This window comes from Cupriavidus sp. DL-D2, assembly GCF_039710735.1.
In the GTDB taxonomy this organism is placed as follows: domain Bacteria; phylum Pseudomonadota; class Gammaproteobacteria; order Burkholderiales; family Burkholderiaceae; genus Cupriavidus.
The window spans coordinates 24,367-49,408 of sequence record NZ_JBDKXK010000008.1; the positions used below are offsets into that span (position 1 = coordinate 24,367).

26 protein-coding genes are annotated in these 25,042 nt (G+C 62.3%); 17 read left to right on the plus strand and 9 right to left on the minus strand.

Features of this window, described 5'->3' with window-relative positions; all coding sequences use genetic code 11:
• Positions 1-22: 22 nt before the first annotated feature.
• From ABDB81_RS06730 to ABDB81_RS06740, 3 genes are read right to left on the minus strand one after another with little or no spacing between them, the layout of a single operon-like run.
• Positions 23-727, minus strand: a complete 705-nt coding sequence (locus ABDB81_RS06730) for an SDR family oxidoreductase (RefSeq protein WP_346810459.1) — start codon at positions 725-727, stop codon at positions 23-25.
• A 55-nt stretch (positions 728-782) separates the two neighbouring features.
• Positions 783-1,772 carry a tripartite tricarboxylate transporter substrate binding protein gene (locus ABDB81_RS06735; RefSeq protein ID WP_137923458.1) on the minus strand — a complete coding sequence of 330 codons (990 nt, stop codon included), beginning with the start codon at positions 1,770-1,772 and terminating at the stop codon, positions 783-785.
• A 47-nt stretch (positions 1,773-1,819) separates the two neighbouring features.
• Positions 1,820-2,602 (minus strand): aldolase/citrate lyase family protein, encoded by a 783-nt coding sequence (locus ABDB81_RS06740; RefSeq protein ID WP_346810460.1) that lies wholly within the window; start codon positions 2,600-2,602, stop codon positions 1,820-1,822.
• Positions 2,603-2,718: 116 nt separating this feature from the next.
• Here ABDB81_RS06740 and ABDB81_RS06745 point away from each other — a divergent pair, with 116 nt between their 5' ends.
• A complete protein-coding gene (locus ABDB81_RS06745; protein ID WP_346810461.1) occupies positions 2,719-3,639 on the plus strand; it encodes a LysR substrate-binding domain-containing protein in 921 nt (306 codons plus the stop codon).
• A gap of 36 nt (positions 3,640-3,675) precedes the next feature.
• Here ABDB81_RS06745 and ABDB81_RS06750 read toward each other — a convergent pair whose 3' ends face one another.
• Positions 3,676-4,296: a class I SAM-dependent methyltransferase gene (locus ABDB81_RS06750; protein ID WP_346810462.1), complete on the minus strand. Its 621-nt coding sequence runs from the start codon at positions 4,294-4,296 to the stop codon at positions 3,676-3,678.
• The gene (locus ABDB81_RS06755; RefSeq protein WP_346810463.1) at positions 4,293-5,276 is read right to left on the minus strand and encodes an MFS transporter; all 984 of its coding nucleotides are present in this window, start codon (positions 5,274-5,276) and stop codon (positions 4,293-4,295) included. The genes ABDB81_RS06750 and ABDB81_RS06755 overlap by 4 nt, the downstream gene beginning before the upstream one ends.
• Between ABDB81_RS06755 and ABDB81_RS06760 the strand changes: the two genes are divergently transcribed.
• The 9 genes from ABDB81_RS06760 to ABDB81_RS06800 all read left to right on the plus strand — a co-directional run bounded on the left by ABDB81_RS06760 (position 5,251) and on the right by ABDB81_RS06800 (position 12,681).
• Complete coding sequence (locus ABDB81_RS06760; RefSeq protein ID WP_160473642.1) at positions 5,251-5,481, plus strand: LysR substrate-binding domain-containing protein; 231 nt, start codon at positions 5,251-5,253, stop codon at positions 5,479-5,481. The two genes, ABDB81_RS06755 and ABDB81_RS06760, sit on opposite strands and share 26 nt — an antisense overlap.
• 70 nt (positions 5,482-5,551) lie before the next feature.
• The gene (locus tag ABDB81_RS06765; protein WP_160473643.1) at positions 5,552-6,454 is read left to right on the plus strand and encodes a LysR substrate-binding domain-containing protein; all 903 of its coding nucleotides are present in this window, start codon (positions 5,552-5,554) and stop codon (positions 6,452-6,454) included.
• Positions 6,455-6,598: 144 nt separating this feature from the next.
• Complete coding sequence (locus tag ABDB81_RS06770) at positions 6,599-7,348, plus strand: SDR family NAD(P)-dependent oxidoreductase (RefSeq protein ID WP_346810464.1); 750 nt, start codon at positions 6,599-6,601, stop codon at positions 7,346-7,348.
• Positions 7,349-7,423: 75 nt separating this feature from the next.
• The gene (locus ABDB81_RS06775) at positions 7,424-8,755 is read left to right on the plus strand and encodes an MFS transporter (RefSeq protein WP_137923451.1); all 1,332 of its coding nucleotides are present in this window, start codon (positions 7,424-7,426) and stop codon (positions 8,753-8,755) included.
• 24 nt (positions 8,756-8,779) lie between these two features.
• Positions 8,780-9,631, plus strand: a complete 852-nt coding sequence (locus ABDB81_RS06780) for a transketolase (protein WP_160473645.1) — start codon at positions 8,780-8,782, stop codon at positions 9,629-9,631.
• Complete coding sequence (locus ABDB81_RS06785; RefSeq protein WP_346810465.1) at positions 9,628-10,632, plus strand: transketolase family protein; 1,005 nt, start codon at positions 9,628-9,630, stop codon at positions 10,630-10,632. Before ABDB81_RS06780 ends, ABDB81_RS06785 begins: the two co-directional genes overlap by 4 nt.
• Before the next feature lie 205 nt (positions 10,633-10,837).
• Positions 10,838-12,082 (plus strand): MFS transporter, encoded by a 1,245-nt coding sequence (locus ABDB81_RS06790; RefSeq protein WP_346810517.1) that lies wholly within the window; start codon positions 10,838-10,840, stop codon positions 12,080-12,082.
• A gap of 53 nt (positions 12,083-12,135) precedes the next feature.
• Entirely contained in the window at positions 12,136-12,351 is a 216-nt protein-coding gene (locus ABDB81_RS06795) for a hypothetical protein (protein WP_137923447.1), read from the plus strand.
• 144 nt (positions 12,352-12,495) lie between these two features.
• Positions 12,496-12,681 (plus strand): hypothetical protein, encoded by a 186-nt coding sequence (locus ABDB81_RS06800; protein WP_137923446.1) that lies wholly within the window; start codon positions 12,496-12,498, stop codon positions 12,679-12,681.
• Between the two features lie 123 nt (positions 12,682-12,804).
• Here the strand turns inward: ABDB81_RS06800 and ABDB81_RS06805 are convergent, their stop codons facing one another.
• Positions 12,805-13,494: a GntR family transcriptional regulator gene (locus ABDB81_RS06805; RefSeq protein ID WP_137923445.1), complete on the minus strand. Its 690-nt coding sequence runs from the start codon at positions 13,492-13,494 to the stop codon at positions 12,805-12,807.
• Between the two features lie 62 nt (positions 13,495-13,556).
• Complete coding sequence (locus ABDB81_RS06810) at positions 13,557-14,315, minus strand: TerC family protein (protein ID WP_137923444.1); 759 nt, start codon at positions 14,313-14,315, stop codon at positions 13,557-13,559.
• A gap of 253 nt (positions 14,316-14,568) precedes the next feature.
• Here ABDB81_RS06810 and ABDB81_RS06815 point away from each other — a divergent pair, with 253 nt between their 5' ends.
• The 7 genes from ABDB81_RS06815 (at position 14,569) to ABDB81_RS06845 (ending at position 22,849) form a co-directional block, all read left to right on the plus strand.
• Positions 14,569-15,600 (plus strand): 2-dehydropantoate 2-reductase, encoded by a 1,032-nt coding sequence (locus ABDB81_RS06815; RefSeq protein ID WP_137923443.1) that lies wholly within the window; start codon positions 14,569-14,571, stop codon positions 15,598-15,600.
• Positions 15,601-15,826: 226 nt separating this feature from the next.
• Complete coding sequence (locus ABDB81_RS06820; RefSeq protein ID WP_137923442.1) at positions 15,827-16,561, plus strand: GntR family transcriptional regulator; 735 nt, start codon at positions 15,827-15,829, stop codon at positions 16,559-16,561.
• Positions 16,562-16,826: 265 nt separating this feature from the next.
• Entirely contained in the window at positions 16,827-18,074 is a 1,248-nt protein-coding gene (gene frc, locus ABDB81_RS06825) for a formyl-CoA transferase (RefSeq protein ID WP_160473646.1), read from the plus strand.
• Positions 18,075-18,208: 134 nt separating this feature from the next.
• Positions 18,209-18,991 carry a fumarylacetoacetate hydrolase family protein gene (locus ABDB81_RS06830; protein ID WP_137923440.1) on the plus strand — a complete coding sequence of 261 codons (783 nt, stop codon included), beginning with the start codon at positions 18,209-18,211 and terminating at the stop codon, positions 18,989-18,991.
• A gap of 249 nt (positions 18,992-19,240) precedes the next feature.
• The gene (gene oxc, locus ABDB81_RS06835) at positions 19,241-20,974 is read left to right on the plus strand and encodes an oxalyl-CoA decarboxylase (RefSeq protein WP_137923439.1); all 1,734 of its coding nucleotides are present in this window, start codon (positions 19,241-19,243) and stop codon (positions 20,972-20,974) included.
• 57 nt (positions 20,975-21,031) lie between these two features.
• Entirely contained in the window at positions 21,032-22,282 is a 1,251-nt protein-coding gene (gene frc, locus ABDB81_RS06840) for a formyl-CoA transferase (protein ID WP_137923438.1), read from the plus strand.
• A gap of 129 nt (positions 22,283-22,411) precedes the next feature.
• Positions 22,412-22,849 (plus strand): PAS domain-containing protein, encoded by a 438-nt coding sequence (locus ABDB81_RS06845; protein ID WP_160473647.1) that lies wholly within the window; start codon positions 22,412-22,414, stop codon positions 22,847-22,849.
• A 51-nt stretch (positions 22,850-22,900) separates the two neighbouring features.
• On the opposite strand, the gene sucD is transcribed toward ABDB81_RS06845, so the two are convergent.
• Complete coding sequence (gene sucD, locus ABDB81_RS06850) at positions 22,901-23,773, minus strand: succinate--CoA ligase subunit alpha (protein WP_137923436.1); 873 nt, start codon at positions 23,771-23,773, stop codon at positions 22,901-22,903.
• Between the two features lies 1 nt (position 23,774).
• Positions 23,775-24,986: an ADP-forming succinate--CoA ligase subunit beta gene (gene sucC, locus ABDB81_RS06855; RefSeq protein ID WP_346810466.1), complete on the minus strand. Its 1,212-nt coding sequence runs from the start codon at positions 24,984-24,986 to the stop codon at positions 23,775-23,777.
• Between the last annotated feature and the right edge of the window lie 56 nt (positions 24,987-25,042).

A 25,042-nucleotide genomic window follows, 5' to 3' on the forward strand; every position in this document is an offset into this window, starting at 1 on the left:
AGAGCCTGACCGAGTGGCCGGCTCAGACCGAACGCATGAGTCCACCGTCGATGCGGATGTTCTGGCCCGTGATGTACCCCGCGCCCTCGGACAACAGGAACGATATGGTCGCGGCCACTTCCTCGGCGGTGCCATATCGTCCCATCGGTACGGACTCCCTGCGCGCATCGACCTCGGGAAGGCTGTCGATCCATCCGGGCAGCACGTTGTTGATGCGGATGTTCTTCGGCGCATAGGTGTCGGCGAACAGCTTCGTAAAGCTGGCCAGACCGGCGCGGAACACGGCGGATGTCGGAAACATGGATGCCGGCTCGAAGGTCCACGCGCTGGTGATATTGACGATTGCGCCGCTGCCTTGCGCCTCCATGAAAGGCGTGACCAGACGGATGGCACGGACCGCGCTGAGAAAGTACACATCCATGCCGATGTGCCAATCCTCGTCGGTGATGTCGAGTACCGGGCCACGCGGGCCGTGTCCGGCAGAATTCACCAGCGCGTCGATCCGTCCCCACCTTTCCATGGCGAGATCGACCAGGCGCCGAACATCGTCATTGGACTGGTTTGATCCGGTGACACCGATACCGCCCAGCTCTTTGCCAAGGGCTTCGCCCTTGCCGGATGAGGACAGCACGGCAACGTGGTATCCGTCCTGTGCGAGCCGGCGCGCGGCTGCTGCACCCTGGCCGGAACCACCGGCGGTAATCAAGGCAACCTTTGAAGCGGTCATTTCCTCTCCTGAAATATTCGAGGATGGTAGCGCTATCCGGCCGGCCTTTCACGCGTCACTCCGGGTGCACACCTGCTTCTCGCGTGACCTTGCCCCACTTTGCTATCTCCGCCTTCTGAAAAGCGGAAAAGGTGGAAGGGGTCATCGCGTCAGGTTCCACGCCGAGCGCGCGCAGCCGCTGCAGCACAGCAGGCGTGTTGACGACCGCGGAAATCTCGGCGGACAACCGCTCGACGATTGGCTTCGGCGTGCCAGCCGGCACGAAGATTCCCTGCCACGACTGCATCTCGAAACCCTTGAGACCCTGGTCGGCCAGCGGCTGGATGCCCGGCAAGCCCGGCAGCGGATGTTTGGATGACACGCCAATGGCTCGCACGCGTTTGCCGTCGAGCATCGGCTTGGCTGCGGCCACTGTCTCGAATACCAGATCGATCTGGCCGCCGATCAAGTCGGTCATCGCTGCGGCGCCACCTTTGTAGGAGATCTGCTGCAGCTGCGTGCCGGTGATGCTCTGGAATAGCTGCCCCGACAACTGCTGCGAGCTTCCCGGTCCTGCCGTGCCAAATGTCAGCGAACCGGGCTTGGCCTTGAGTGCAGCAACAATTTGCTCGACTGACTTGTAGGGACTCTCGTTGGCTACGACCAGCACGTTGCTGACCGTGCCGACCAGGTTCACCGCGATGAAGTCTTTCAACGGGTCATAGTTGAGCTTCTTGTAGAAGAATGGATTCACCGCATGCGTGGTGATCGTGCCTTCGATGATCGTGTACCCGTCCGGCTCGGCCCGTGCAGCCAACTGCGTGCCCAGGATGCCGGACACCCCCGGCTTGTTGTCGATAACCACCGGCTGCCCCAGCCGCTTCGACAAACCTTCGGCCACGATACGCGCCGTGGCATCCGTCACGCCGCCCGGCGAGAACGGCACGACGAGCTTGATGGGCTTGCTAGGCCACGTATCGGCCCGGACGCCTGTTGCAACTGTCGCCAGCGACATTCCGGCCATTGCCAGGACAATGCATACGGCACGACGGCCCAGGGTTTTCATGATCAGTCTCCATCTTGTTATAGGAAGGTGTTGAAGGGGTTTGCCCGTCAATACTGTGGCCGTCCGGCGTCCCCGCCTTGCGCGGCCTGGCGGAACGCCTGCGTGATCAGGCTGGTGGCGACCGTGGCGAAGTAGCGGGCGCCGAATGCGCCGTAGTGCCGTTCGTCCTCGGGGGTGAGCGCAATGATTCCCGCGCATTTGTTCTGCGCCTGGATGGCACGCAGTGCTTGTTCGATGGCGGCCGCCACCGCAGGGGCTTTCCAATCGTTGCCGTAGCCCATTGCATGCGCGAGATCGTTGGGGCCGACGAACACGGCGTCGATACCATCCACGGCTGCGATGGCTTCGGCATTCTCGATGCCTGTTGGGGTTTCGATCATGGCGATGATGGCCACGCCCGCGTTGCTGCGCGTCGTGTGTGCCGCGCCGGGAAAGGCGCCGTAGCCTGCCGCCCGTCCACTGAACGCACTGCCGCGCCGGCCGATGGAGGGATAGCGCACGCGTTGCACCAGTTCGCGCGCATCGTCGGCTGTCTCGATCATGGGTATTTGCACGCCACTGGCGCCCATGTCCAGCACACGCGGGATGTCTTCCAGGAAGCAGCGCACGACGGGAATGATGCCACTGCCCCGCGCTGCGCGGAGCATGTGCTCGGTGGTCTCGAAGTCGGCTGCGCCGTGTTCGTTGTCGATGATGACGAATGTGAAGCCGGCATAGGCGCACATTTCAACGATGGCGGGACTGGGCAATGCGGTGAAGATGCCGCGCAGAGGCTGACCACTGCGGAGGAGCGCCGGAAAGCGGTCGTCAATGGGATGCTGGATGGTCATGTCTCGCGCCTTGTCGGATTGCCGCGGCTCGTGGGTGGCCGGGTGAAGGCATTCTGCGACGAGGCGAGTTATATTTCCAATATTACTTCTGTATCTGATTTATACAGTTCCTGTATATGTACAACCCCATCGAACTCCGCGTCCTGACCTCGTTCCTGGTGCTGGCCGACGAACTCAATTTCACGCGGGCCGCGCGCAGGCTCAACATGACGCAGCCTCCGTTGAGCCTGCAGATCAAGCAGCTCGAGGCGCAGCTCGGAGCGCAGCTGTTCGAGCGGACCAAGCGCAGCGTGCGGCTGACGCCAGCCGGGCAGGTATTGCGCGCCGAGGCGGAGAAGCTGTTCGACATCGAGCATCGCGCACGTCAGATGGTGATGCAGGCCAACCGCGGCGAGGACGTAGGCCACCTCGGCATTGGTCTGACGGCGATCTCGGCCATCGAACTCGTACCGGACATCCTGCGACGGTTCTCGGCGCGTGTCCCCGGCGTCCTCTACTCGCTACGCGAAATCAGTTCCGAAGCGATGATCGAGGCACTGCTGCGCAACGAACTCGATGTCGCCATCCTGCGGCCACCCGTCACGGACCCTCGCTTGCAGGCACGGCGCCTGATGTCGGAACCGTACGTGCTGGCCGTTCCCGTCGATCATCCGCTGGCGACGCAGCGCAAGGTTTACGCGCGCGATCTGGATGGTCAGAGCCTGGCCACGCTGGAGCGGCGCTTCGGCCAGTACGCCCACGATCTCATGATGACCTGGCTCGCCGAACACAACGTGGTGCCAGCGCGCATGCACGACGCCGCCCGCCACCACGCCATGATGTCCATGGTGGCAGCCGGCATTGCTGTGTCGCTGGTGCCGGCATCGGCAGCAGCGCAGCCGATCAAGGGCGTGATCTATCGCCGGCTGGCGGATCGGGATGTGCCTGCGCTGGAGTTATGGGTGGCATTCCACAAGGAAATCGGCAATCCCATGACCCTGCCATTCGTCACGCAAGCCGTCGAATCCGCGTCAACGTACAAGGTTGCTGCCAAGTAATGGTGTTGATACGGCTTGGCGAGCAGGTGGGATTCGCTAGGAAGCCGACTTGCGACACAGGCAATAGACGAACTCCTGGGAACTACCCCATGGGGTACGGTGGTACTCGGTTTTGTGTTCCACGAGTTCGAACGAATCGCCAAACTGGCTGTGCAGCGCTTCGGCGGAGTACCGTTGGACTGGCAGGCCGCTGCATTGCGCAGGGCCGTTTTCGCCAAACGATCCGACGATGGCCCACCCGTCTTGTCGAAGTGCGCGCATCACTTGTTCCACATACTCGATGCGCTGTGCAGGGTCCGTCAGGAAATGGAATACGGCGCGATCATGCCAGACATCGAAGTGGTTGGCAGGAAGGTTGAGCTTGAGCACGTCGCCTGCCAGCCAATGAACCTGGCCGGCGCGGGGGCCCAGACGCATGCGGCAGACATCGAGCGCTTTTCCGGAAATGTCGTTGACCGAAACATCGCTGTAGCCGTTGTCGAGCAGGTCATCCACGAGTGTCGATTCGCCACCGCCAATGTCCAGCACGCGGGCAGCAGTCGACGGGCTTGCGGCGCGAATGTAATCCAGCGAGGTGTACAGGTGCGGCGCATACCAGCTCACTTGGTCGGCCGCCTTGTGCTCGTAGACATCTTCCCAGTGCGATCGTTCGGTCATGGCGTTTTGAGTGGGTCCTGGCGGAGCGCAACGCCCTCGTCAGCCTGTTCAATCCTGAGCCGGTCACCCGACGGGCGCCCGTGCCAGCCCTTGCGCCGCTGCGCGGCCAACCAGAGCAGTGCAAGTGCCGCTGCGCCAAGCCACGGCAACAGCAGAAGATTCATTGTCTGCCAGCCGAGTTCCCTCAGCAAGCCTCCCGCGCCGAACGAGCACGACAGTCCGATGGCAAAAATCGTCATGTCGTTAGTTGATTGGGCTCTGCTCTTTTCGGCGGCCGAGTAGGTCTCGGTCAACAGGCTGGTGCCGCCGATGAACAGGAAGTTCCAGCCTACGCCGAGTAGTACGAGCGCACCTGCGAACGATGCGAATCCCGTGCCGGTCCAGGTGGCAAACACATGAGTCGAAAGCAAACAGACGCCGGCCAGCATCACGCGGATGGCGCCAAACCGCGCGATCAACGTGCCGGTGATGAAAGAGGGCAGGAACATGCCCAGCACATGGAACTGAATGACAGGTGCCGCATCGCTGATCGCGTGATGATGGCGGATCATGGCGAGCGGCGTCGCCGTCATGGCCAGGATCATGATCCCGTAGCCCGTTGCGGCGCCGAACAGCGCCACCAGATAGGTCGGTTGGCAAACGATCTGGCGCCACGTACGCGCGGCGGTGGCGCCCACCTCACGCGTTGCGATGTCCGGCGGCATATGCAGGAAACCCAGCACGCCGATTGCCACGGCGGAAACCGCTGAGAGCAGCACGAACGATCCAGCGTACATGACGGGCAGCATCGTGCCGCCGAACCTCGCCAGCGCAGGGCCGAGCAGGGCGGCGACTACCCCGCCCGCCATCACCAGTGCGATGGCCCGTGGACGGAACGCCTCGGTCGCCACTTCGCTGGCTGCAAACCGGTAGAACTGGGCGAACGCCTGGTAAGCCCCGACGAGGAACGTCCTGATGCTGGTGGCTACCCGGCGTGGCATCGCGGTGTTGCCACGATGGGCCGTGCAGAACTACCTGCAGAGGCAGTACGTCACAGCCAAACCACTGACTCGCGACGGATTGATGTCAGAGATCTGGGCGGCTACCCTGCCGGCCAGCGACACCCGTCCCTATATCGCGGAGTTCGTGGCATTGATCCGTGAAACCGGTGCAGCGGCGTTGCCGGACATCGAACTGACACACTGACGGGATGCGGCACCACGGCGCCACGCAGCGGGCGGCATAATGAGCGATCGCAACTTTGTCCCGGCCTCCCATGCGCATCCCACCCATGAAGTCGATCATGGCCTTCGAAAGCGTTGCCCGCAACAAGAGCGTGGGCAAGGCCGCGGAGGAACTGGGGCTGACTGCCTCCGCGGTGAGCCACCAGCTTGGAAACCTGGAGGATGTCATCGGTCAGCCGCTGTTCTTCCGGCAGGGGCGTGGTCTGGTTCTCACGCCAGTCGGTGAACAGTATCTACGGGATGTGACGGGCGTCATCGCGGAACTGAACCGCGCCACGGAACGTGCCGCCACGCCGTCTGCCATTGAAATCCTGCGCGTGCATACCAGCCCGAGTTTCGGGCTGATGTGGCTGCTGCCCAGGCTTGCATCGTTCCAGGCGGACAACGGTGACATCCAGTTGAACCTGTCGTGCTCGTACGAGGATGTCTCGTTCACGGCCGGCTTTTACGATGTGGATGTGCGGCACGGCCACGCGCACTGGCGTGATACGGAAGTCAGGACGTTGCGCAACGAACGCATACTGCCGCTGGCCTCACCGGACTATCTGCGCAAGCATCCGGTGAAAGATCCATCGGCGCTGATCGGACATCGGCTCATCCATTCGGAGACGCCGCTGGTGCGCTGGCACCAGTGGTTCGCGCGCCATGGTGTGGCGGGTGCGCAGAAGACTTTCGATTTCTCGTTCGACCGTTCCTACATGTCGTTGGAAACCGCCGCGCTCGGTCTTGGCGTCGCACTCGAAAGCTCCTTGCTGGCGTCCGTGCTGTTGCGCAAGGGAGCATTGGTGCCAGTGTTCGAAGCCCAATACGCGGTGGAAGTCGCCAGCCATCACGTGGTGTACCCCGCTCAGAACGCCGACCTGCCTCGGGTAGCGCGCTTCCTGTCGTGGCTGGACCGCGAAGTCGGCCGGCCACAGGAAGGCGTGGCGATCTAGCGGAGTACTTAGGGTTTTCGCTCTGCTCCGCAACCCTCGATATCTGAAAATTTCTCAACGATAGTTGAGCCCGAATGCGTTGATCGGCGCCCTGCGCCAGACAACACTGGATCCATCGTCAAGTCGAAACAAAGGAGACACGAGATGCTGGTCCAGAACAAGGTGGTGATCGTCACGGGTGCGGCTTCGCCGCGCGGTATTGGCAAGGCCACGGCCCGCGCGTTGGCCGAACAGGGTGCCAAGGTTGCGATCGTCGACCTGCAGCTTGGCGCCGCACAAGATGCCGCGGCGGATCTGGGCGAAGGCCACCTTGGCCTGCGCTGTGATGTGACGGACAAGGCGTCATGCGACGCTGCTGTCCACGCCACGATTGCCCGATACGGGCAGATCGACGGCCTGATCAACAATGCCGGTATTACTCAGCCGATCCGCACGCTCGACATCGGCGCCGTCAATTTCGACGCCGTGGTCGATGTCAACCTGCGTGGCACGCTCTACATGTCGCAGGCAGTGCTGCCGCAGATGAAGGAACAGAAGCGCGGCAGCATCGTGTGCATGTCGTCGGTGTCCGCCCAGCGAGGCGGGGGCATCTTCGGCGGTCCGCACTACAGTGCGGCCAAGGCCGGCGTGCTGGGGTTGGCCAAGGCGATGGCCCGCGAGTTTGGCGGCGATCACATCCGCGTGAATGCCATCACGCCTGGCCTGATTCAGACAGACATCACCGGCGACAAGCTGACGCCGGAGATGCGCGCGGACATCATCAAGGGCATTCCTCTCGGCCGTCTTGGTGACGCAGGTGATGTCGCCAACGCTTGCCTGTTCCTGGTCAGCGATCTCTCTTCCTACCTGACGGGCATCACGCTCGATGTCAATGGCGGCATGCTGATCCATTGAAGCCACGCGGCCGCGGGCCGCGCCTAACATGTCAAGGCACCCGGGACCACCCGGGGCACCGGCAGGAGACATTCCATGAAGACCAAATACGCAGCGTCGCCCGTTGGGGCGGACGCAGTGATGCCGCACGCCGCTCAGGCGTCGTTCGAATCGCGCACCTATGGCAAGGTGATGCGGCGCCTGATTCCATTCCTGATGCTGTGCTATCTCGGCGCATACCTGGATCGCGTGAATGTGGGTTTTGCCAAGCTGCAGATGCTCAATGACCTCCAGTTCAGCGAAACCATCTACGGCCTGGGCGCGGGCATCTTCTTCCTTGGCTACTTCATCTTCGAAGTCCCGAGCAACGTGATCCTCCACAAGGTCGGTGCACGTAACTGGCTGGCGCGCATCATGCTGACTTGGGCGGTTATTTCGGCGGGCTTTGCGTTCGTCAGTACCCCTACGCAGTTTTACGTGTTGCGCTTCCTGCTCGGCGTGGCCGAAGCTGGCTTCGCGCCAGGCGTGATCCTTTACCTCACGTACTGGTTTCCGTCGGAGCGCCGTGCCAAGGCGCTGTCGCTCTTCTTCATGGCCATCCCGCTCGCAGGGATCGTCGGCGGGCCGCTGTCGGGCTGGATCATGCATGCCTTCCATGGCGCGCACGACCTGGCCGGCTGGAAATGGCTGTTCCTGATCGAGGCATTGCCGTCGCTGATGCTGGGCGTGGCGATCCTGTTCTACCTCGACAACGGTATCCAGGGCGCAAAGTGGCTGACCGACCAGGAGAAGGCGCTGCTGCAACGCAACGTTGAAGGCGACAACGCGCAGAAGGTGCAGCACGTGTCGATCCGCGCCTTCATGGCCGACCGTCGTCTCTGGCTGATGTCCGCGATCTACTTCTGCGTGGTGTTGGGACAGTATGGCCTGACGTTCTGGCTGCCTACCATCATCCGCAAGACCGGTGTGGCCGATCCGGTCTGGGTGGGCATGCTGACGGCGGTGCCGTATCTGTGCGCCATCGTTGCGTTGCCGCTGATCGGCCTGTCCGCAGACCGCCGCCGCGAACGCAGGTTTCACCTCGCCATTCCCATGCTGGTAGCTGCCGTGGGATTCGCGGCGCTCCCGTTGCTCGGCAGCGTGACCGCAGCCATCGTCTGCCTGTGTATCGCTGCAGCCGGAATCATGGCTTCGTCGTCCCAGTTCTGGGCGCTGCCCACCGCCATGCTGGGTGGCATGTCGGCGGCGGCTGGCATTGCCGCTGTGAACTGTGTGGCAAACCTCGCGGGCTTCTTCTCCCCGGCCATCGTCGGCTATCTCAACGATCTGACCGGCAAATCCACCGCGGGGCTGCTCTTCATCTCGGCAACGGTCGTATTCGGCGCGCTGCTGGTGTTCTTGGTGCCGGCCAAGGCCGTCAACCGCTGATCCCATTTTCTGTCTGGAGTCATCATGAGTCTTACCAATCTCGATGTGGAGGTGCCCGTCTCGTTGGCCGAGCGCGCCTACCGTATCCGCCGCAACGCCATTCTGATGGGAGAAGTGCAAGGGCAGGGCTATGTCGGCCAGGCGCTCGATATCGCCGACGTGCTGGCGGTGTCCTACTTCGGCGCCATGCGCTATCGCCCCGAAGACCCCGAGTGGGAAGGGCGCGACCGCTTCCTGCTGTCGAACGGCCACTATGCGATTGCGTTGTATGCAGCGCTGCTCGAAGCCGGCATCCTGCCCGCAGAAGAGCTTGAAACGTACGGAAGCGACGACAGCCGCCTGCCGATGTCGGGTATGGCGAGCTATACCCCTGGCATGGAGATGTCGGGCGGCTCGCTGGGCCAGGGCCTGACCATCGCCGTGGGTCGTTGCCTGGGCCTGAAGCGCAAGCAGTCGGACGCGTTCGTCTACACGCTCTTCTCCGATGGCGAGCTTGACGAAGGTGCCATCTGGGAGGGCCTGATGTCCGCAAGCCACTGGAAGCTCGACAACCTGATCGCGATGGTCGACGTCAACAATCAACAGGCTGACGGCCCCTCGACACAGATCATGGCGTTCGAACCGCTCGTGCCCAAGCTCGAAGCGTTCGGCTGGTATGTGCAGCGAGTGGATGGCAACGATATCGACGCGGTAGCCGCCGCTTTCGACAACGCCCGCCATCACAAGGGCGAGCAGCCGCGCATTATCGTATGCGATACCCGCATGGGCTGCGGGGTACCGTTCCTCGAAGAACGCGAGAAGAATCACTTCATCCGGGTGGAAGCCCACGAATGGCAACTCGCGCTGCAGGCGCTGGAAGCCGGGAGACAAGCATGAGCCGCACCGCCGATACGGGCAAGACCCGCCTCAAGACGTCCGCAATGATTGCGTCGATCGCCGCAGAAGGACAGGCCACGCGCGCTGCACCCTTCGGCCATGCATTGACCGCGCTGGCCGCGCAACGTCCCGACATCGTCGGCATGACGGCAGACCTGGGCAAATACACGGACCTGCATCTCTTTGCAAAGGCATATCCCGAACGGTACTACCAGATGGGGATGGCCGAGCAGTTGCTGATGGGCGCGGCAGCGGGTCTTGCGCACGAAGGCGCGGTGCCGTTCGTGACCACGTACGCGGTATTCGCCACGCGACGTGCATACGACTTCATGCACCAGACAATTGCCGAGGACAACCTCAACGTCAAGATTGTCTGCGCATTGCCTGGCCTGACCACCGGATACGGACCCAGCCACCAGGCTGCCGAGGATCTGGCCCTGATGCGCGCGATGCCGAACATGACTGTCATCGATCCGTGCGATGCCATCGATATCGAACAGATGGTGCCTGCCATTGCCGCGCACGATGGGCCTGTCTATGCGCGTCTGCTGCGCGGGAACGTGCCCGTCGTGCTCGATGAGTACGACTACCAGTTCGAACTCGGCAAGGCCAAGCTCCTCCGAGATGGCGCGGAGGTGCTCATCATCTCGTCGGGAATCATGACAATGCGCGCGCTGGAAGTGGCCACGACGCTGGAAGCGGATCGTGTGGGCGTTGCGGTGCTGCACGTACCGACGATCAAGCCGCTGGACACGGAGACCATCCTGCGCGAAGCGCGCAAGCCCGGACGCCTTGTGGTCGTGGCGGAGAACCACACGGTGATCGGCGGACTGGGCGAGGCGGTGGCGGGAACATTGCTGCGCGCCGGCGTGAACGTGCCGTTCCGACAGATCGGATTGCCCGATGCGTTTCTCGATGCCGGCGCACTGCCCACCCTGCACGATCGCTACGGCATTTCCAGTTCGGTGATGGGAGGAACCATCAAAGCCTGGCTGGGATAACGCACCACGATACTGCATGCGCTTGCGACGGGTGTTCGATGTTCCGGTCAAATCGCTGGCCGGCATTGAACACCCGGGCGCATCGACTTTCCTATCGGCACTGGACTTGGAGTGCGCTTGCGTAGGGGGCGTCCGACATCGGGTATCCTCCGCGGTGCATTTCGTATTGCTTTGAGAGGAAGTTGTGTCGCGCAGCAGTTGGGTCGTGGCGGTTGGGCCACTTTTAGGGTTGTTCATTGTCAGCTTGGGAAGCGGCTTCATGTCTTCCCTCACGTCTCTGCGGCTTGACGCCGCAAGCGTTTCGGCAACGATGATCGGCGCCATTTCGTCTGCGTATTTTGTCGGGCTGACTCTCGGTGCGGTAACCAGCGACCGGCTGATTTCCCGAATCGGTCATATCCGCTCATACAGCAGCTTTGCCTCCCTTGTCGCCATCACCTATCTGCTCCAGGGTCTGGTTTTCGATCCCTGGATCTGGCTGCTGCTGCGCCTTGTGAATGGCTGGGCGATGGTAGGGATCTACCTCGTCGTGGAAAGCTGGTTGCTGCTCGTCGGAGATACGAAGTCCCGGGGGCGATTGCTGGCGATCTATATGATCGCGCTCTACGGTTCCATCATGCTCGCGCAGATGAGTCTGGGCGCCATTGGATCTGCGGCTGAGAGCGCGCCATTCATGGTAGCCGGCGTACTCGCGTCCATGGCGGTGTTGCCCATGGCCGTTTTGCCGAAGACTGCACCGGACGTAAGTCATGCCGAACCCCTGATGCCACAGGATCTCGTTCGCATGACGCCCGCAGGCGCAATCGGCAGCTTTGGTTCCGGTGTGGGCATTGCGGCGGTCTATACGCTACTGCCGATCTACCTGCAACGAGAGGGCATGAGCGTTGCCCAGGTTGGCCAGTTGATGGCCAGTGCCATCTGCGGCGCGATGGCGTTGCAATACCCGGTAGGACGATGGTCCGACAGGAAAGACAGGCAGAGCGTCCTGCTTGCATTGAGCGTGGGCTGCGCAGCGGTCTCGTTGGCTGTCCTGATCCTTCCGAGTTATCCGCCCTTGTTAATGGTGCTGATGTTCCTGATCGGGGGCAGCATTTTCGCTATCTACCCGGTGGCGGTGAGCCACTCGGCGGATCGTGCAGAGGCCAGCGAGCTGGTACGCGTCATTCAAGGCATGCTCCTGATCAACTCGGTCGGTTCGGCGATCAGTCCCTTGATCATTTCTCCGCTCATGAATCGGTTGGGGCCCAGCGGGCTTTTCTGGGCATTTCTCGTCCTGCACGCTGGCCTGGCGTCCTTCTTCCTGTGGCGACGCAATAGCCATCCATCCCCGACATCGGCCGCGCCATTTGCGGCAACCGCGCAGATGACCCCGATCGGGGCAGAGATCCGTGTGACCGAGGAACTGGCGCAAGCCATCTCGGAGGCGCGAACGGAGGCGCTCGTCCCGTAACTTTTATTTTTGCGTCCACACCGCAGGCAGTCTGCAGATGAAGCACGATTGATATGAACAGCAAGCAACGCCGCAAAGCATACCGACAAAGCCCCTATCAGATCGAAACGAAGTGGATCTTTCGAGGCGCGCCCGTAATCATCACCCGCATTGCGAGCCCCACCGCAGTCATTGTCGAATTCGAGGGGGCCGGCGCGCGTACCCATGTTCCGACGCGAGCACTGGAGCCTCGCGGCCATACGGGCTGGTGGCAGGCCGGCATCCTGTGAGGGGCCGCACCGCAATGTGCTGGTTGAGTCGCGCTGACTGTTGCGCCAATCGCTACGCACTATTACCTAATGCTGCAATGCGACAAACCTTCTGCTACAATCCGGGAAAACCCCATAAGGGTAATCCCTGTAAGGAAGGACGCCATGAACACCCAATCCGATATCAAGCTGACCGATCAACTGGAACGAGACCTCATCGAGCGCGAGCTCGGTACCCAGCGTCTGGGCTTTGTGAACGACGCAAAGCGCGTGATTGCTACGGTGCAAAACGTTTTCGCCCGCCTGCAGGCGGAAGCGCGCAAGGCCAAGGTGGTCTACGCGAACGGCTGATCGACACAGCTGAATGAATGGGCGGTGCTCAAGGCGCCGCCAGCACTAAAAAGCCGGTCCTGGCCCGCTTCGAAAGAGGCGGGCCAGGACCGGCTTTTGTTTGTATTGAGGCGGGCTGCGGAGCTAGCTGCCCGATTGCTCCTCTATCCAGAGCGTCAAGCGGGCCTTGTACGCCTGCTGGATATGGCGGCGCGTGATCTGTTCGGCTTGTTCGGGGTTGCGTGCTTCCAGGGCTTCCACCAGCGCCATATGTTCTTCGTACGAGCCGCGCGCACGTCCGGGGACGGCCAGTGTGGAGCGGCCCAGCAAGGCCATCGACTCGTGCAGCGACCGCAGCGTCTTGAGCAGATAGCGATTGTGGGCGCAGCGATGCAGGGTTTCGTGGAAGAGACGATTGTTCATCGCCAGCTTGTCCGGGTCTGTAGCGAATGACAGGTCGCGTTCGACGATATCGCGCAGCAACGAGATTTCCACGTCGGTGGCGTGTCGCGCGGCGAGCGCCGCAGCGGTGGATTCCAGGACCTCGCGCATCACATACAGTTCGCTGACCATGCTCGCGTCAAGGCGCGTAACCATCATGCCGCGATTAGGCTCATTGACTACCAGCCCTTCGGACTCCAGCCGCGAGAGTGCTTCGCGCACGGGGGTGCGGGACAGGCCGAGCGATTCGGCCAGCTCCACCTCGCGCAGGCGCGTGCCCGGCGGGAGCTGACCGGCCTGGATGGCGGAGCGCAGTTGCTGGTAAGCGCGCTCGGAGCGGGGCAGCGAAGCGCTCTGATCGCCGTCGGTGCCGGCGAGATCCGTAGGAAGCATGTAAGGACTGATGTGGGGATGACAGCAAGGCAGCCATCATACCCGGTCAGGCCTTGTCCTCACTAGTGTGCCGGGGTCTGCCCCCTCGCTTTCTCGCGGCGCCGCCGCGCCACCATGTTCAACGCTTCCACGGCGGTCGAGAAGGCCATCGCCGTATAGATATAGCCCTTCGGCACATGATGTCCCAGGCCATCGGCGATCAGTGTCATGCCGATCATGATCAGGAAGGCCAGTGCCAGCATGACGATGGTCGGGTTGTGGTTGATGAAGTTGGCCAGCGGCGTGGCGGCGACAAGCATGACCGTGACGGCAGCGATGACAGCAACGAACATGATCGGCACATGATCGGTCATGCCCACGGCGGTGATGATGCTGTCGATCGAAAACACGAGGTCTAGCACCAGGATCTGGCCGATGGCCGCGGCGAAGCTTGGTACGGCGCGGGCGAGGGTGGAGGATTCTTCGTGCTCCGCATCCGGTGACACGTGCTGGTGGATTTCACGCGTGGCCTTCCAGACCAGGAAGGCCCCCCCGGCAATCAGGATCATGTCCCGCCAGGAAATGCCCTTGCCGAAGATGGTGAAGACCGGCTCCGTCAGCGCGACGATGATGGCGATCGTCGCCAGCAATCCCAGGCGCAGGATCAGCGCCAGGCTGATACCGATACGGCGCGCTTTCTCGCGGGTTTCTTCCGGCAGCTTGTTGGTGAGAATCGAGATAAAGATCAGGTTGTCGATGCCGAGGACGATCTCCATGGCCACCAAAGTGGCGAGAGCAGCCCATGCGGAAGGGTCGCGGGTAAGGGCAAGCAGCGTTTCCATGCGAACTCCAGTTCAGAGGTAACACAGGCCGGGGGCGGCTGGCCCGCAAGCGGACAACGGGATACATGGTAGCGCACAGCCAGACGCCCGCGAAGCGGGCACAGCGCAATTAGAAGGGATCAGATGAAGAACGAGGTTGTCGAATGGCGATTGTGAAATATAGTATGTGATATACCAATGCGGATTTGAGTGGCTCCGCGTGCAGCTTTCGGCATCACATATCTAAATAAACCACCATCGAGGAGACAACCCCATGAAGATTTGTATCTACGGCGCGGGCGCCATCGGCGGCTATATGGGCGCGCAGCTTGCGCTGGCCGGCGCAGACGTGAGCTTCATCGCGCGCGGGCCGCACCTGGCCGCCATGCAGGCCAACGGCGTTCGGCTCCAGATCGAAGGCGAAGAGCGCGTCGCGAAAGTCCGTTGTACCAGCGATCCGCGCGAACTCGGCCCTCAGGACTACGTGTTCATTACGCTGAAGGCGCACCAGGTGCCGGGCGTGGTCGATCTAATGCAGCCGTTGCTCGGGCCGGAGACGGCGGTGGTCACTGGTGTGAACGGCATTCCGTACTGGTACTTCCACGGCCACGGGGGCGAGTTCGCCGGACGCACGCTGGAGAGCGTTGACCCGGGTGCCAAGCAGTGGAATGGTCTCGGACCCGAACGCGCGATTGGCTGTGTGCTGTATCCCGCCGCCGAAATCGTGGCACCGGGCGTGATCAAGCATGTGTACGGCAAGAAATTTCCAATTGGTGAGCCCGATGGTACCCGCTCGGACCGCGTGACGCGCCTTGCGGAGATGATGGCCAAGGCGGATCTCGATGCGCCGGTTCGCGACAACATCCGAGACGAAATCTGGCTCAAGCTGTGGGGCAACCTCTGCTTCAACCCGATCAGCGCCCTGACGCATGGGACGCTGGATATCATCACCTCGGACCCTGCCACCCGCGGGCTGTCGAAGCAGATGATGCTCGAGGCCAAGGACATCGCGGAACGGTTCGGCGTGCATTTTCGTGTCGATGTGGAGCGGCGAATCGATGGGGCCGGTGCGGTGGGCGCGCACAAGACCTCGATGCTGCAGGACCTGGAGGCGGGCAGGGCGATGGAGATCGATCCGTTGCTGACGGTGGTGCAGGAGATGGGCCGCATGATCGGTCAGCCGACCCCGATGATCGACGCGGTGCTCGGCTTGATCAAGCAGCGGGATCGCATGGCGCAGGCTACCGCGTCTGCGCCTGTCGCTGTGGCCGCGCCTCAAATCGAGAAAGTGGCGAGGGCGGCGTAACACGCGCGGCGTTAAACGTCCTTCGGAAGTGCCGTCTTTGTGATATACCATATACAAAAGGGCCGGTCCCGCCTCTTCGCCTGTGATTCCATTCGGTTGCCTGCCAGATTCATGAGCAGAACGCATGGGGTCATGCCAAACTGAGCGCGTTGACGTTCAGGAAGAGGCGGGTCGCCGCTGCTCGCCAGACTGGCGGGCAGGGCGCCGGCCATTGACGAGTGTATTCATGTCTGCCCAAAGCGAATCCGAAGTCCAATCGCATGGTCAACCGCCCGCCGGGCTGGCGCTGTCCTTGCAACCTATCAATGCGGGGGCAAGCCTGCGCGACCAGGCGTATGCGATGCTGCGCCAGGCGATTGCCGACGCCGATATCTATCAGTCGCGTGACGAAGTACGCCTTGACGAGCGCGTGTTGTCCGAAAGGCTAGGCGTGAGCCGCACGCCGATTCGCGAGGCCATGACGCTACTCGAGCAGGAAGGTTTCCTGCGTACGGTGCCACGACGCGGTATCTACATTACGCGCAAGACCAAGCGCGAGATCGTCGAGATGATTCAGGTCTGGGCGGCGCTCGAAAGCATGGCCGCGCGTCTGGCCACGCAGAATGCCACCGACGCGGAAATCGGCAAGCTGCGCCATATGTTCGACAGCTTCCGCGACTCCACGCCCGCCGAGCATATCGAGGAATACTCGGACGCGAATATCGTCTTTCACCAGGCGATTGTGCAGTTGTCGAAGTCGCAGGTCATCATGGACCAGATCAAGAACATCTTCGTTCATGTGCGAGCCATTCGAAAAATGACGATCTCGCAGAGCGACCGCGCCGCGCGTTCTATCGTTGATCACCTGCGGATCATCGAGGCGCTGGAAAGACGCGACACGGAGCTGGCCGAGCGGCTGGTTCGCCAGCATTCGCTGGACCTGGCAGAGTACGTGGAGAAGAACTGCGACTTCCTGGACTGATGTCGGAGTGACGTCTTGCACGCTGCCTGGCAGGTGTCAGGGATAGCTAGCCACAACCGATTTCACCGCATCATTTGAACCCCGACAGCCTTGCGGCTCGTTGGGGTTTTTTCGTTGCGCGGTCTGGGCGCAGAGCGTGTCCACGCAGCTTGCTGCGGCGCAGTATCGAAAGCTGATGAATTCGGGTTTAAACCCCCTTGCATCTTGGTGATATACCACATACTGTATGTCAAAAGCACAAACACACATCATCAGGAGACGCAGCATGGGTGACACTCACACCGAACGGAAAGCGCTGGACGGTATTCGCATCCTGGACATGACGCACGTGCAGGCCGGGCCTTCGGCCACGCAGTTGATGGCCTGGATGGGCGCCGACGTGATCAAGGTTGAAATGCCTGGGCGCGGCGACATCACGCGTAGCCAACTCCGCGACGTGCCGAATGCCGACAGCCTGTACTTCACCATGCTGAACAGCAACAAGCGTAGCCTGACGCTCAATATGAAGACGCCGGAAGGCAAGGCGCTGCTTGAGGACCTGATCCAGCAAAGCGATGTGCTGATCGAGAATTTTGGCCCAGGTGTGCTGGCCCGCGCCGGATTCGACTGGGAGAACATCCAGACCCTGAATCCGCGCATGATCTACGCGTCGATCAAGGGTTTTGGTCCCGGGCCGTACCAGGACTGCAAGGCCTATGAAAATGTGGCGCAGTGCATGGGCGGTTCCGCGTCCACGACTGGCGAATCGCATGGTGTGCCGACGGTGACGGGTGCACAGATCGGCGATTCGGGCACGGGCGTGCACTGCGTGGTTGGCATCCTGGCCGCACTGCTGCAGCGCGAACATTCGGGTCGCGGTCAGCGCGTGGAAGTGGCCATGCAGGACGCCGTGCTGAACCTGTGCCGCGTGAAGCTGCGTGACCAGCAGCGCCTCGAGGCCGGCCCGCTGCGTGAGTACCCCAATACCGAGTTCGATGACCACGTGCCGCGCGCCGGCAATTCGTCGGGCGGTGGTCAGCCGGGCGCTGCGCTGCGCTGTGCACCCGGCGGCCCGAACGACTATGTCTACGTCATCATCCAGCCGCAGGGCTGGGAGCCGCTGATGCGCCTGTGCCGTCGCGAGGACCTGATCACCGATCCGGATTTCGCCACGCCGGAAGTGCGCCTGAAAAAGCTCGCGGCCTGTTTCGGCATCATCGAGCAATGGACCCTGGGCCGCACCAAGTTCGAAGTCATGACCGCGCTCAACGACGCAGATGTGCCGTGCGGCCCGATCCTGTCCATGAAGGATCTCATCGAAGACAAGTCGATGTACGAGCGGGGCTACCTGGTGGAACTGGATCATCCGACGCGCGGTAAATACGTGCAGTTGGGTTCGCCGATCACGTTGTCCGACTCGCCGGTGAGCGTCGAGCGCTCGCCGCTGCTGGGTGAGCACACCGAGGAGATTCTGGAATGGCTGGGACGCTCGCCGGCACAGATTGCGGCGCTACGCGTAGCGGGAGCCGTCTGACGCGAGGCGCGCGGCTCACTGGCCGTCGCCCGTCACCCGTCACCCGTCACCCGTCACTGGCCCCCGACTGGGGGTCCCAATCCCTGCTGAGAGCGCAGGCGCGACACGCACGCGTCTGCCTGAGGAGCTCTGCCGTGCAAACCTGGATTCGCTTCCGCCGCCCCGACGGCGACACTGCTTATGGCCGGCTCGACGATGGCGATGCCGACCGCGTCATCGAATACGATGGCCCTGGCTATGCCGATTCCCGTCCCACCGGTAGCGTCTATAGCTACGCCTCGCTGGAACTGCTCGCGCCGTGCCTGCCCGGCAAGATCGTGGCGCTATGGAACAACTTTCACGCCCTTGCTGCGCGGCTGGAGAAGTCGGTGCCCGTGCATCCGTTGTTCCTGCTGAAGCCGGCCAGTTCACTGGCTGGTCCCGGCGACGCGATCGTTCGTCCGAGCGGCTACGCCGGCAAGATCGCCTATGAAGGCGAACTCGGCATCGTCATCGGCCGTGAATGCCGCAACGTGCCATTGAACGAAGCGGCCGCGCATATCTTCGGCTACACCATCGTCAATGACGTGACGGCGGGCGAGCTGCTCAATGCCGACCCGAATTTCCCGCAGTGGACGCGCGCCAAGGGTTCCGACACCTTCGGTTGCATCGGTCCGGCCATCGTCACCGGATTCGACTGGCGCAGTGCCAGCGTGGTGACGCGCCTGGATGGGGTCGAGCGCCAGAACTACCCGTTGTCCGACATTGTGTTTTCTCCGGAAGAGCAAGTCAGCCGTCTGTCACAGGACATGACGTTGATGCCGGGCGACGTGATCGCAGTTGGCACGTCGATCGGAGTCGGGTCGATGAAGGACGGTTCGGTGGTGGAGGTATCGATTCGCGGAATTGGCTCGCTGGTCAACCACGTGCGCGGCTAACCAGGCAGAACTCAGGGGAATCGGTAATTCCCCTTAATTTGCGTCTATTTGTCACGAAATGCTGCGGTGCATCGACGAAAGTTCGTCGGAATAGGGGGAAATAACTTGCTGATCTTTGATATATCACATACGGTATTTCAGCGTTAGAGAAGTACAGCGAATCGAAAGGGAGGAGACACCGTTCCATCCGACCGCTGACACCAAAAAAGACAGTCCAATCCCGTCAAATTTGCATAGAAGGAAGCAACCATGGCAGAAGTCGGAAACGAGCTGCAGCGTCACGCTGCGGAAGAACATCAGGCACAAACCGATGGTTTTCACCTGGTCATCGACGCGCTCAAGCTGAACGGCATCGAGAATATCTACGGCCTGCCCGGCATTCCGGTCACCGATCTGGCCCGTCTGGCACAGGCCAACGGCATGCGCGTCATCAGCTTCCGTCACGAGCAGAACGCAGGCAACGCCGCAGCCATCGCTGGTTATCTCACGCAAAAACCGGGGGTTTGCCTGACGGTGTCCGCACCCGGGTTCCTTAACGGTCTGACTGCGCTGGCGAATGCCACCACCAACTGCTTCCCGATGATTCTGATCAGCGGCTCCAGCGAGCGCGAGATCGTCGATCTGCAGCAGGGTGACTACGAAGAGATGGATCAACTGGCCATCGCCCGTCCGCACGCCAAGGCTGCCTTCCGCGTGCTGCACGCCGAAGACATCGGTGTGGGGATCGCGCGTGCCATTCGTGCTGCCGTGTCCGGCCGTCCGGGCGGTGTGTACCTGGACCTGCCGGCCAAGCTGCTGGGCCAGTCGATGGAAGCAGAGAAGGGTCGCAAGTCCCTGATCAAGGTGGTGGACCCCGCTCCGCGCCAACTCCCGGCACCGGATTCGATCGATCGCGCCGTGGAACTGCTGAAGGGCGCCAAGCGTCCGCTGATCCTGCTGGGCAAGGGTGCCGCCTACGCCCGTGCCGATGAGGATATCCGCGCGCTGGTGGAGAAGACCGGCATTCCGTATCTGCCGATGTCCATGGCCAAGGGCCTGCTGCCCGATACGCATCCGCAATCGGCATCGGCCGCGCGCTCTTACGTATTGGCCGAAGCGGACGTGGTGCTGCTGGTGGGCGCCCGCCTGAACTGGCTGCTGTCGCACGGCAAGGGCAAGACCTGGGGCAAGCCCAAGCAATTCATCCAGGTAGATATCTCGCCGACCGAGATGGACAGCAACGTGGCCATCGCCGCGCCGGTAGTGGGTGATATCGGATCGTGCGTATCGGCACTGCTCGACAAGATCGGCAACAACTTTGCCAAGCCGGGCGCGGAGTGGATCAACGCCGTGGACGAGCGCAAGGACAAGAACCTGGCGAAGATGGCCGAGACGCTGGCCAAGGACACGTCGCCGATGAACTTCCACAGCGCGCTGCGCGTGCTGAAGGATGTCGTCAAGGCCAACCCGAGCATCCCGTTTGTCAACGAAGGCGCCAACACGCTGGACTATGCCCGCGCCGTCATCGACATGTACGAGCCGCGCAAGCGCCTGGACGTAGGTACGTGGGGCGTGATGGGTGTAGGCATGGGCTATGCGGTGGCTGCGGCGGTGGAAACCGGCAAGCCGGTGCTGGCGGTGTGCGGTGACAGTGCATTCGGCTTCTCGGGCATGGAAGTGGAGACGATCTGCCGCTACAACCTGCCGATCTGCGTCGTGGTGTTCAACAACAACGGCGTCTACAAAGGTATCGACAAGAACCCGACGGGCGGTTCGGACCCGGCCGTCACGATGTTCGTGCCGGGCGCCCGCTACGACAAGATGATGGAAGCGTTCGGTGGTGTCGGTCACAACGTCACCACGCCGCAGGAACTGGAAGCGGCAGTCAATGAAGCATTGCGCTCGGGTAAGCCCACGCTGGTCAACGCCGTCATCGATCCGGCTGCCGGCACGGAAAGCGGTCGCCTGACCAACCTGAATCCGCAAAGCTCGGCCAGCAAGTAATTCACTTGAATCCACTCGAATTTCACCCCCATTCCTCAATCCAATAGGAGAGCGAACGTGAACCTTCCACTGCACGGCATCAAGATCATCGACTTCACGCACGTCCAGGCCGGCCCCGCCTGCACCCAGCTTCTCGCGTGGTTTGGCGCAGACGTGATCAAGGTGGAGCGCCCCGGCTCCGGTGACGTCACCCGTACGCAGCTCCGCGACGTTCCTGACGCGGACGCGCTGTACTTCACGATGCTCAACAGCAACAAGCGCTCGTTGACGCTGGACACCAAGAAGCCCGAAGGCAAGAAGATTCTCGAACAACTGATTCGCGAATCTGACGTGCTGGTGGAAAACTTCGGTCCGGGCGCACTGGATCGCATGGGCTTCTCGTGGGACCGCATCAAGGAACTGAATCCGCTGATGATCGTGGCATCGGTCAAGGGCTTCAGCGACGGCCACCACTATGAAGACCTGAAGGTCTACGAAAACGTGGCGCAATGCGCGGGCGGCGCTGCATCGACCACCGGTTTCTGGGACGGTCCGCCCACGGTGTCGGCAGCTGCCCTGGGTGATTCGAACACCGGCATGCACCTGGCCATCGGTATCCTGACCGCAATCATCGGCCGCCAGCAGACCGGCAAGGGCCAGAAGGTGGCCGTGTCGATGCAGGATGCCGTGCTGAACCTGTGCCGCGTGAAGCTGCGCGACCAGCAGCGCCTGGATGCCCTGGGCTACCTGGAAGAGTATCCGCAGTACCCGCACGGTACGTTCAGCGACGTGGTGCCCCGCGGCGGCAACGCCGGCGGTGGCGGCCAGCCGGGTTGGGTGCTGAAGTGCAAGGGCTGGGAGACCGATCCCAACGCTTACATCTACTTCACCATCCAGGGCCATGCCTGGGAGCCGATCTGCAAGGCGCTGGGCAAGGAAGAGTGGATTACCGACCCGAACTACAGCACGGCGAAGGCGCGTCAGCCGCACATCTTCGACATCTTCAATACCATCGAAGCCTGGCTGGCCGACAAGACCAAGTACGAAGCGGTGGATATCCTGCGCAAGTACGATATTCCTTGCTCGCCGGTGCTGTCGATGAAGGAAATTGCCGCAGATGAATCGCTGCGCAAGAGCGGCTCGATCGTGGAAGTTCCGCACAAGGTTCGTGGCACGTACCTGACCGTGGGCAGCCCGATCAAGTTCTCGGACCTGAAGCCGGAAATCACGGGTTCGCCGCTGCTGGGCGAGCACAGCGACGAAGTGCTGGCCGGCCTTGGCTACAGCGCCGAGGAAATCGTCAGCCTGCGCGAGTCGCAGGTAATCTGAGCGCGGTGTGCCGGGGAACGCGCGGACGAAACCTTCCGCGCATTCCCCGGCGGCTCGGGCAAGTGCCAGAATGACAGCCTGGAACCCGGGGCGACGATCCACGCCCCTTCCCATTCCTCAGGAATGACCATGCAGACTGCAATCGACTACGAACAATTGGTGTCCGCCATCGGCGACGCCATCATCATCTCCGGCGCCGATGGCGCCATCACGTTGTGGAACCCCGCGGCAGAATACATGTTCGGTTTCACCCAGGAGGAAGCCCTGGGCAAGTCGCTGGACCTGATCATTCCCGAGCGCCTGCGTGCGCGCCACTGGGAGGGGTACGACAAGACCATGGCAACGGGCCAGACCCGCTACGGCCATGACTTGCTGAAAGTCCCGGCGATCAACAAGAAAGGCGAGGCGATGTCGATCGCCTTTACCGTGGCGTTGCTGCACGGAGAGGGTGGGGAGGTTACGGGCATCGTGGCGGTGATCCGCGACGAGACCGCGCGCTTTCAGGAAGAACGGGCGCTGCGCAAGCGCATCACGGAACTGGAAGCCAAGGCGGGCGCCGCAGCCTGAACTTCTTCTCTCTTTTTCGGGGGCGCGCGGATGCCTGCGCGCCCCCGATGCCTATTTCATCGCGGCTGCCATGGTTGCTCCCAGAACCGCTGGCGAAGCGGGCACATGGAGTCCGGCTTGCCGCATGGCGTCGATCTTGGCTTCCGCCGTCCCTGTCCCCCTCAAGACAACGGCCCCTGCATGACCCATGCTGCGTCCCGCTGGCGCAGTGTTGCCGGCGATGTAGCCCACCACGGGTTTGCGACACCGGGCTTCGCGCAGGAAGCGTGCGGCGTCTTCTTCCGCAGACCCATCGATCTCGCCCAGCATGAGGATGCCTTCGGTCTGGTCGTCGGCCAGGAACATCTCCAGGCAGTCGATAAAGCTGGTGCCGTTGACCGGATCGCTGCCAATGTCGATGCAGGTCGACTGACCCAGCCCGGCAGCCGTGGTTTGCGCTACGGCCTCGTACATCAACGTACCCGAACGTGACACTACGCCGATCTTGCCCGACGCGTGGATGTGCCCGGGCATGACGCCGATCTTGCATTGGCCGGGCGTGATCACGCCCGTGCAGCCCGGGCCGATCAGGCGGCTGCCGGAACCTGACAGCGCACGCTTGACGCGCACCATGTCCATCACGGGGACGCCTTCGGTCATGCAGACGATCAGGGCAATGCCCGCATCGACCGCTTCCAGGATGGCATCGGCGGCGAACGGTGGTGGTACGTGGATGACCGATGCATCCGCGCCGGTGGCGTCGGCCGCTGCCGCCACGGAGTCGAAAACCGGCAGGCCGAGGTGCGTCGCTCCGCCTCTGCCGGGCGCAACGCCGCCGACCATCTTCGTGCCGTAGGCCAGGGCCTGTTCCGCATGGAACGTGCCTTGCGCGCTGGTAAAGCCCTGGCAGATCACGCGCGTGTTCTGGTTGATCAGGACACCCATTTCACCTGCCTCCTTTTGTCTGCGTGGCGCGCACGGCGGTCACAATCTTTTCGGCCGCATCGGCAAGATCCCCGGCAGACACGATCGGCAGACCTGAATTGCGCAGGATATGCCTGCCCTGATCGACGTTGGTGCCAGCCAGCCGCACTACCAGCGGCACGGTCAGGTCCACTTCGCGCGCGGCCGCGATGACGCCTTCGGCAATGTCGTTGCAGCGCACGACCCCGCCGAAGATATTCACCAGAACGCCTTTGACTTTCGGATCGGCCAGGATCAGGCGAAAGGCCGTCGTGATGCGCTCCGTGGTGGTACTGGCGCCTATATCCAGCAAGTTGGCTGGCTCGGCGCCATGGAGCCTGACGATGTCCATGGTGGCCATCCCGAGTCCCGCGCCATTGGCCATGCAGCCGATAGTGCCGTCCAATTGGACATAGTTCAGCGCGTGCCTGGCAGCCTCGGTCTCGGCCGGGTCCTCCTCGCCCTCGTCGCGCATTGCCTCGATCTCGGGATGGCGGAAGAGGGCGTTGTCGTCGAAGCGGAACCTGGCGTCGAGCGCCATGACCTCGCCGTTGTCCGTGACTGCAAGCGGATGAATTTCCAGGAGCGACGCGTCGAGCTCGGTGAAGGCGCGATAGGCCGAGAGAATGAGTGGCGTGGCGGCATCCGCCAGCTTGCCTGACAGCCCGAGGCCGAACGCCAGCCGGCGTGCATGGAACGGTTGGATACCGCAAGCCGGGTCGATCGCCACCTTCAGGATCTTCTCTGGTGTGTGTGCGGCAACCTCGTCGATGTCGGTGCCGCCTTCGGTCGACACCATGATCGTGACGCGCGCCGTGGCGGGGTCGATCAGGATGGCAAGGTAAAGCTCGCGCGAGATAACGCAGTCTTTCTCGATATAAAGACGCCGCACGACCCGGCCGGCCGGGCCGGTGTGCCTGGTGATCAAGGTCCTGCCCAGCATCTGCGCAGCGTTGGCGTGCACCTCGTCAATGGACATCGCGACACGCACGCCACCCTTTTCCGAATGATTGCCCGCGAAACTGCCGGCGCCGTGGCCGCCCCCGTGTATCTGCGACTTCACCACCCAGGCAGAGCCCCCAAGCTTGCGGGCGGCATGGGCGGCGTCGTCCGGCGTAAAGGCCACGCAGCCGGGTGGCACGGGCACGTCATAGCGCCTGAGCAATTCCTTGGCCTGATGTTCGTGGATGTCCACGTGTCTCCTCTCGCTGTTATATGCCGGATGCCGGTCTTGGAAGCGTCGATTTCCTT

Coding starts and splice junctions, on each gene's coding strand:
- ABDB81_RS06780 (WP_160473645.1), top strand. CDS start 8,780: ATGAGTCTTACCAATCTCGATGTGGAGGTGCCCGTCTCGTTGGCCGAG.
- ABDB81_RS06760 (WP_160473642.1), top strand. CDS start 5,251: ATGCTGGTGGCTACCCGGCGTGGCATCGCGGTGTTGCCACGATGGGCC.
- ABDB81_RS06805 (WP_137923445.1), bottom strand. CDS start 13,494: ATGCTTCCTACGGATCTCGCCGGCACCGACGGCGATCAGAGCGCTTCG.
- ABDB81_RS06785 (WP_346810465.1), top strand. CDS start 9,628: ATGAGCCGCACCGCCGATACGGGCAAGACCCGCCTCAAGACGTCCGCA.
- ABDB81_RS06730 (WP_346810459.1), bottom strand. CDS start 727: ATGACCGCTTCAAAGGTTGCCTTGATTACCGCCGGTGGTTCCGGCCAG.
- sucD (WP_137923436.1), bottom strand. CDS start 23,773: ATGGGTGTCCTGATCAACCAGAACACGCGCGTGATCTGCCAGGGCTTT.
- ABDB81_RS06765 (WP_160473643.1), top strand. CDS start 5,552: ATGCGCATCCCACCCATGAAGTCGATCATGGCCTTCGAAAGCGTTGCC.
- ABDB81_RS06795 (WP_137923447.1), top strand. CDS start 12,136: ATGAACAGCAAGCAACGCCGCAAAGCATACCGACAAAGCCCCTATCAG.
- ABDB81_RS06775 (WP_137923451.1), top strand. CDS start 7,424: ATGAAGACCAAATACGCAGCGTCGCCCGTTGGGGCGGACGCAGTGATG.
- ABDB81_RS06800 (WP_137923446.1), top strand. CDS start 12,496: ATGAACACCCAATCCGATATCAAGCTGACCGATCAACTGGAACGAGAC.
- oxc (WP_137923439.1), top strand. CDS start 19,241: ATGGCAGAAGTCGGAAACGAGCTGCAGCGTCACGCTGCGGAAGAACAT.
- ABDB81_RS06750 (WP_346810462.1), bottom strand. CDS start 4,296: ATGACCGAACGATCGCACTGGGAAGATGTCTACGAGCACAAGGCGGCC.
- frc (WP_160473646.1), top strand. CDS start 16,827: ATGGGTGACACTCACACCGAACGGAAAGCGCTGGACGGTATTCGCATC.
- ABDB81_RS06820 (WP_137923442.1), top strand. CDS start 15,827: ATGTCTGCCCAAAGCGAATCCGAAGTCCAATCGCATGGTCAACCGCCC.
- ABDB81_RS06810 (WP_137923444.1), bottom strand. CDS start 14,315: ATGGAAACGCTGCTTGCCCTTACCCGCGACCCTTCCGCATGGGCTGCT.
- ABDB81_RS06745 (WP_346810461.1), top strand. CDS start 2,719: ATGTACAACCCCATCGAACTCCGCGTCCTGACCTCGTTCCTGGTGCTG.
- ABDB81_RS06770 (WP_346810464.1), top strand. CDS start 6,599: ATGCTGGTCCAGAACAAGGTGGTGATCGTCACGGGTGCGGCTTCGCCG.
- ABDB81_RS06845 (WP_160473647.1), top strand. CDS start 22,412: ATGCAGACTGCAATCGACTACGAACAATTGGTGTCCGCCATCGGCGAC.
- ABDB81_RS06740 (WP_346810460.1), bottom strand. CDS start 2,602: ATGACCATCCAGCATCCCATTGACGACCGCTTTCCGGCGCTCCTCCGC.
- ABDB81_RS06755 (WP_346810463.1), bottom strand. CDS start 5,276: ATGCCACGCCGGGTAGCCACCAGCATCAGGACGTTCCTCGTCGGGGCT.
- ABDB81_RS06735 (WP_137923458.1), bottom strand. CDS start 1,772: ATGAAAACCCTGGGCCGTCGTGCCGTATGCATTGTCCTGGCAATGGCC.
- ABDB81_RS06815 (WP_137923443.1), top strand. CDS start 14,569: ATGAAGATTTGTATCTACGGCGCGGGCGCCATCGGCGGCTATATGGGC.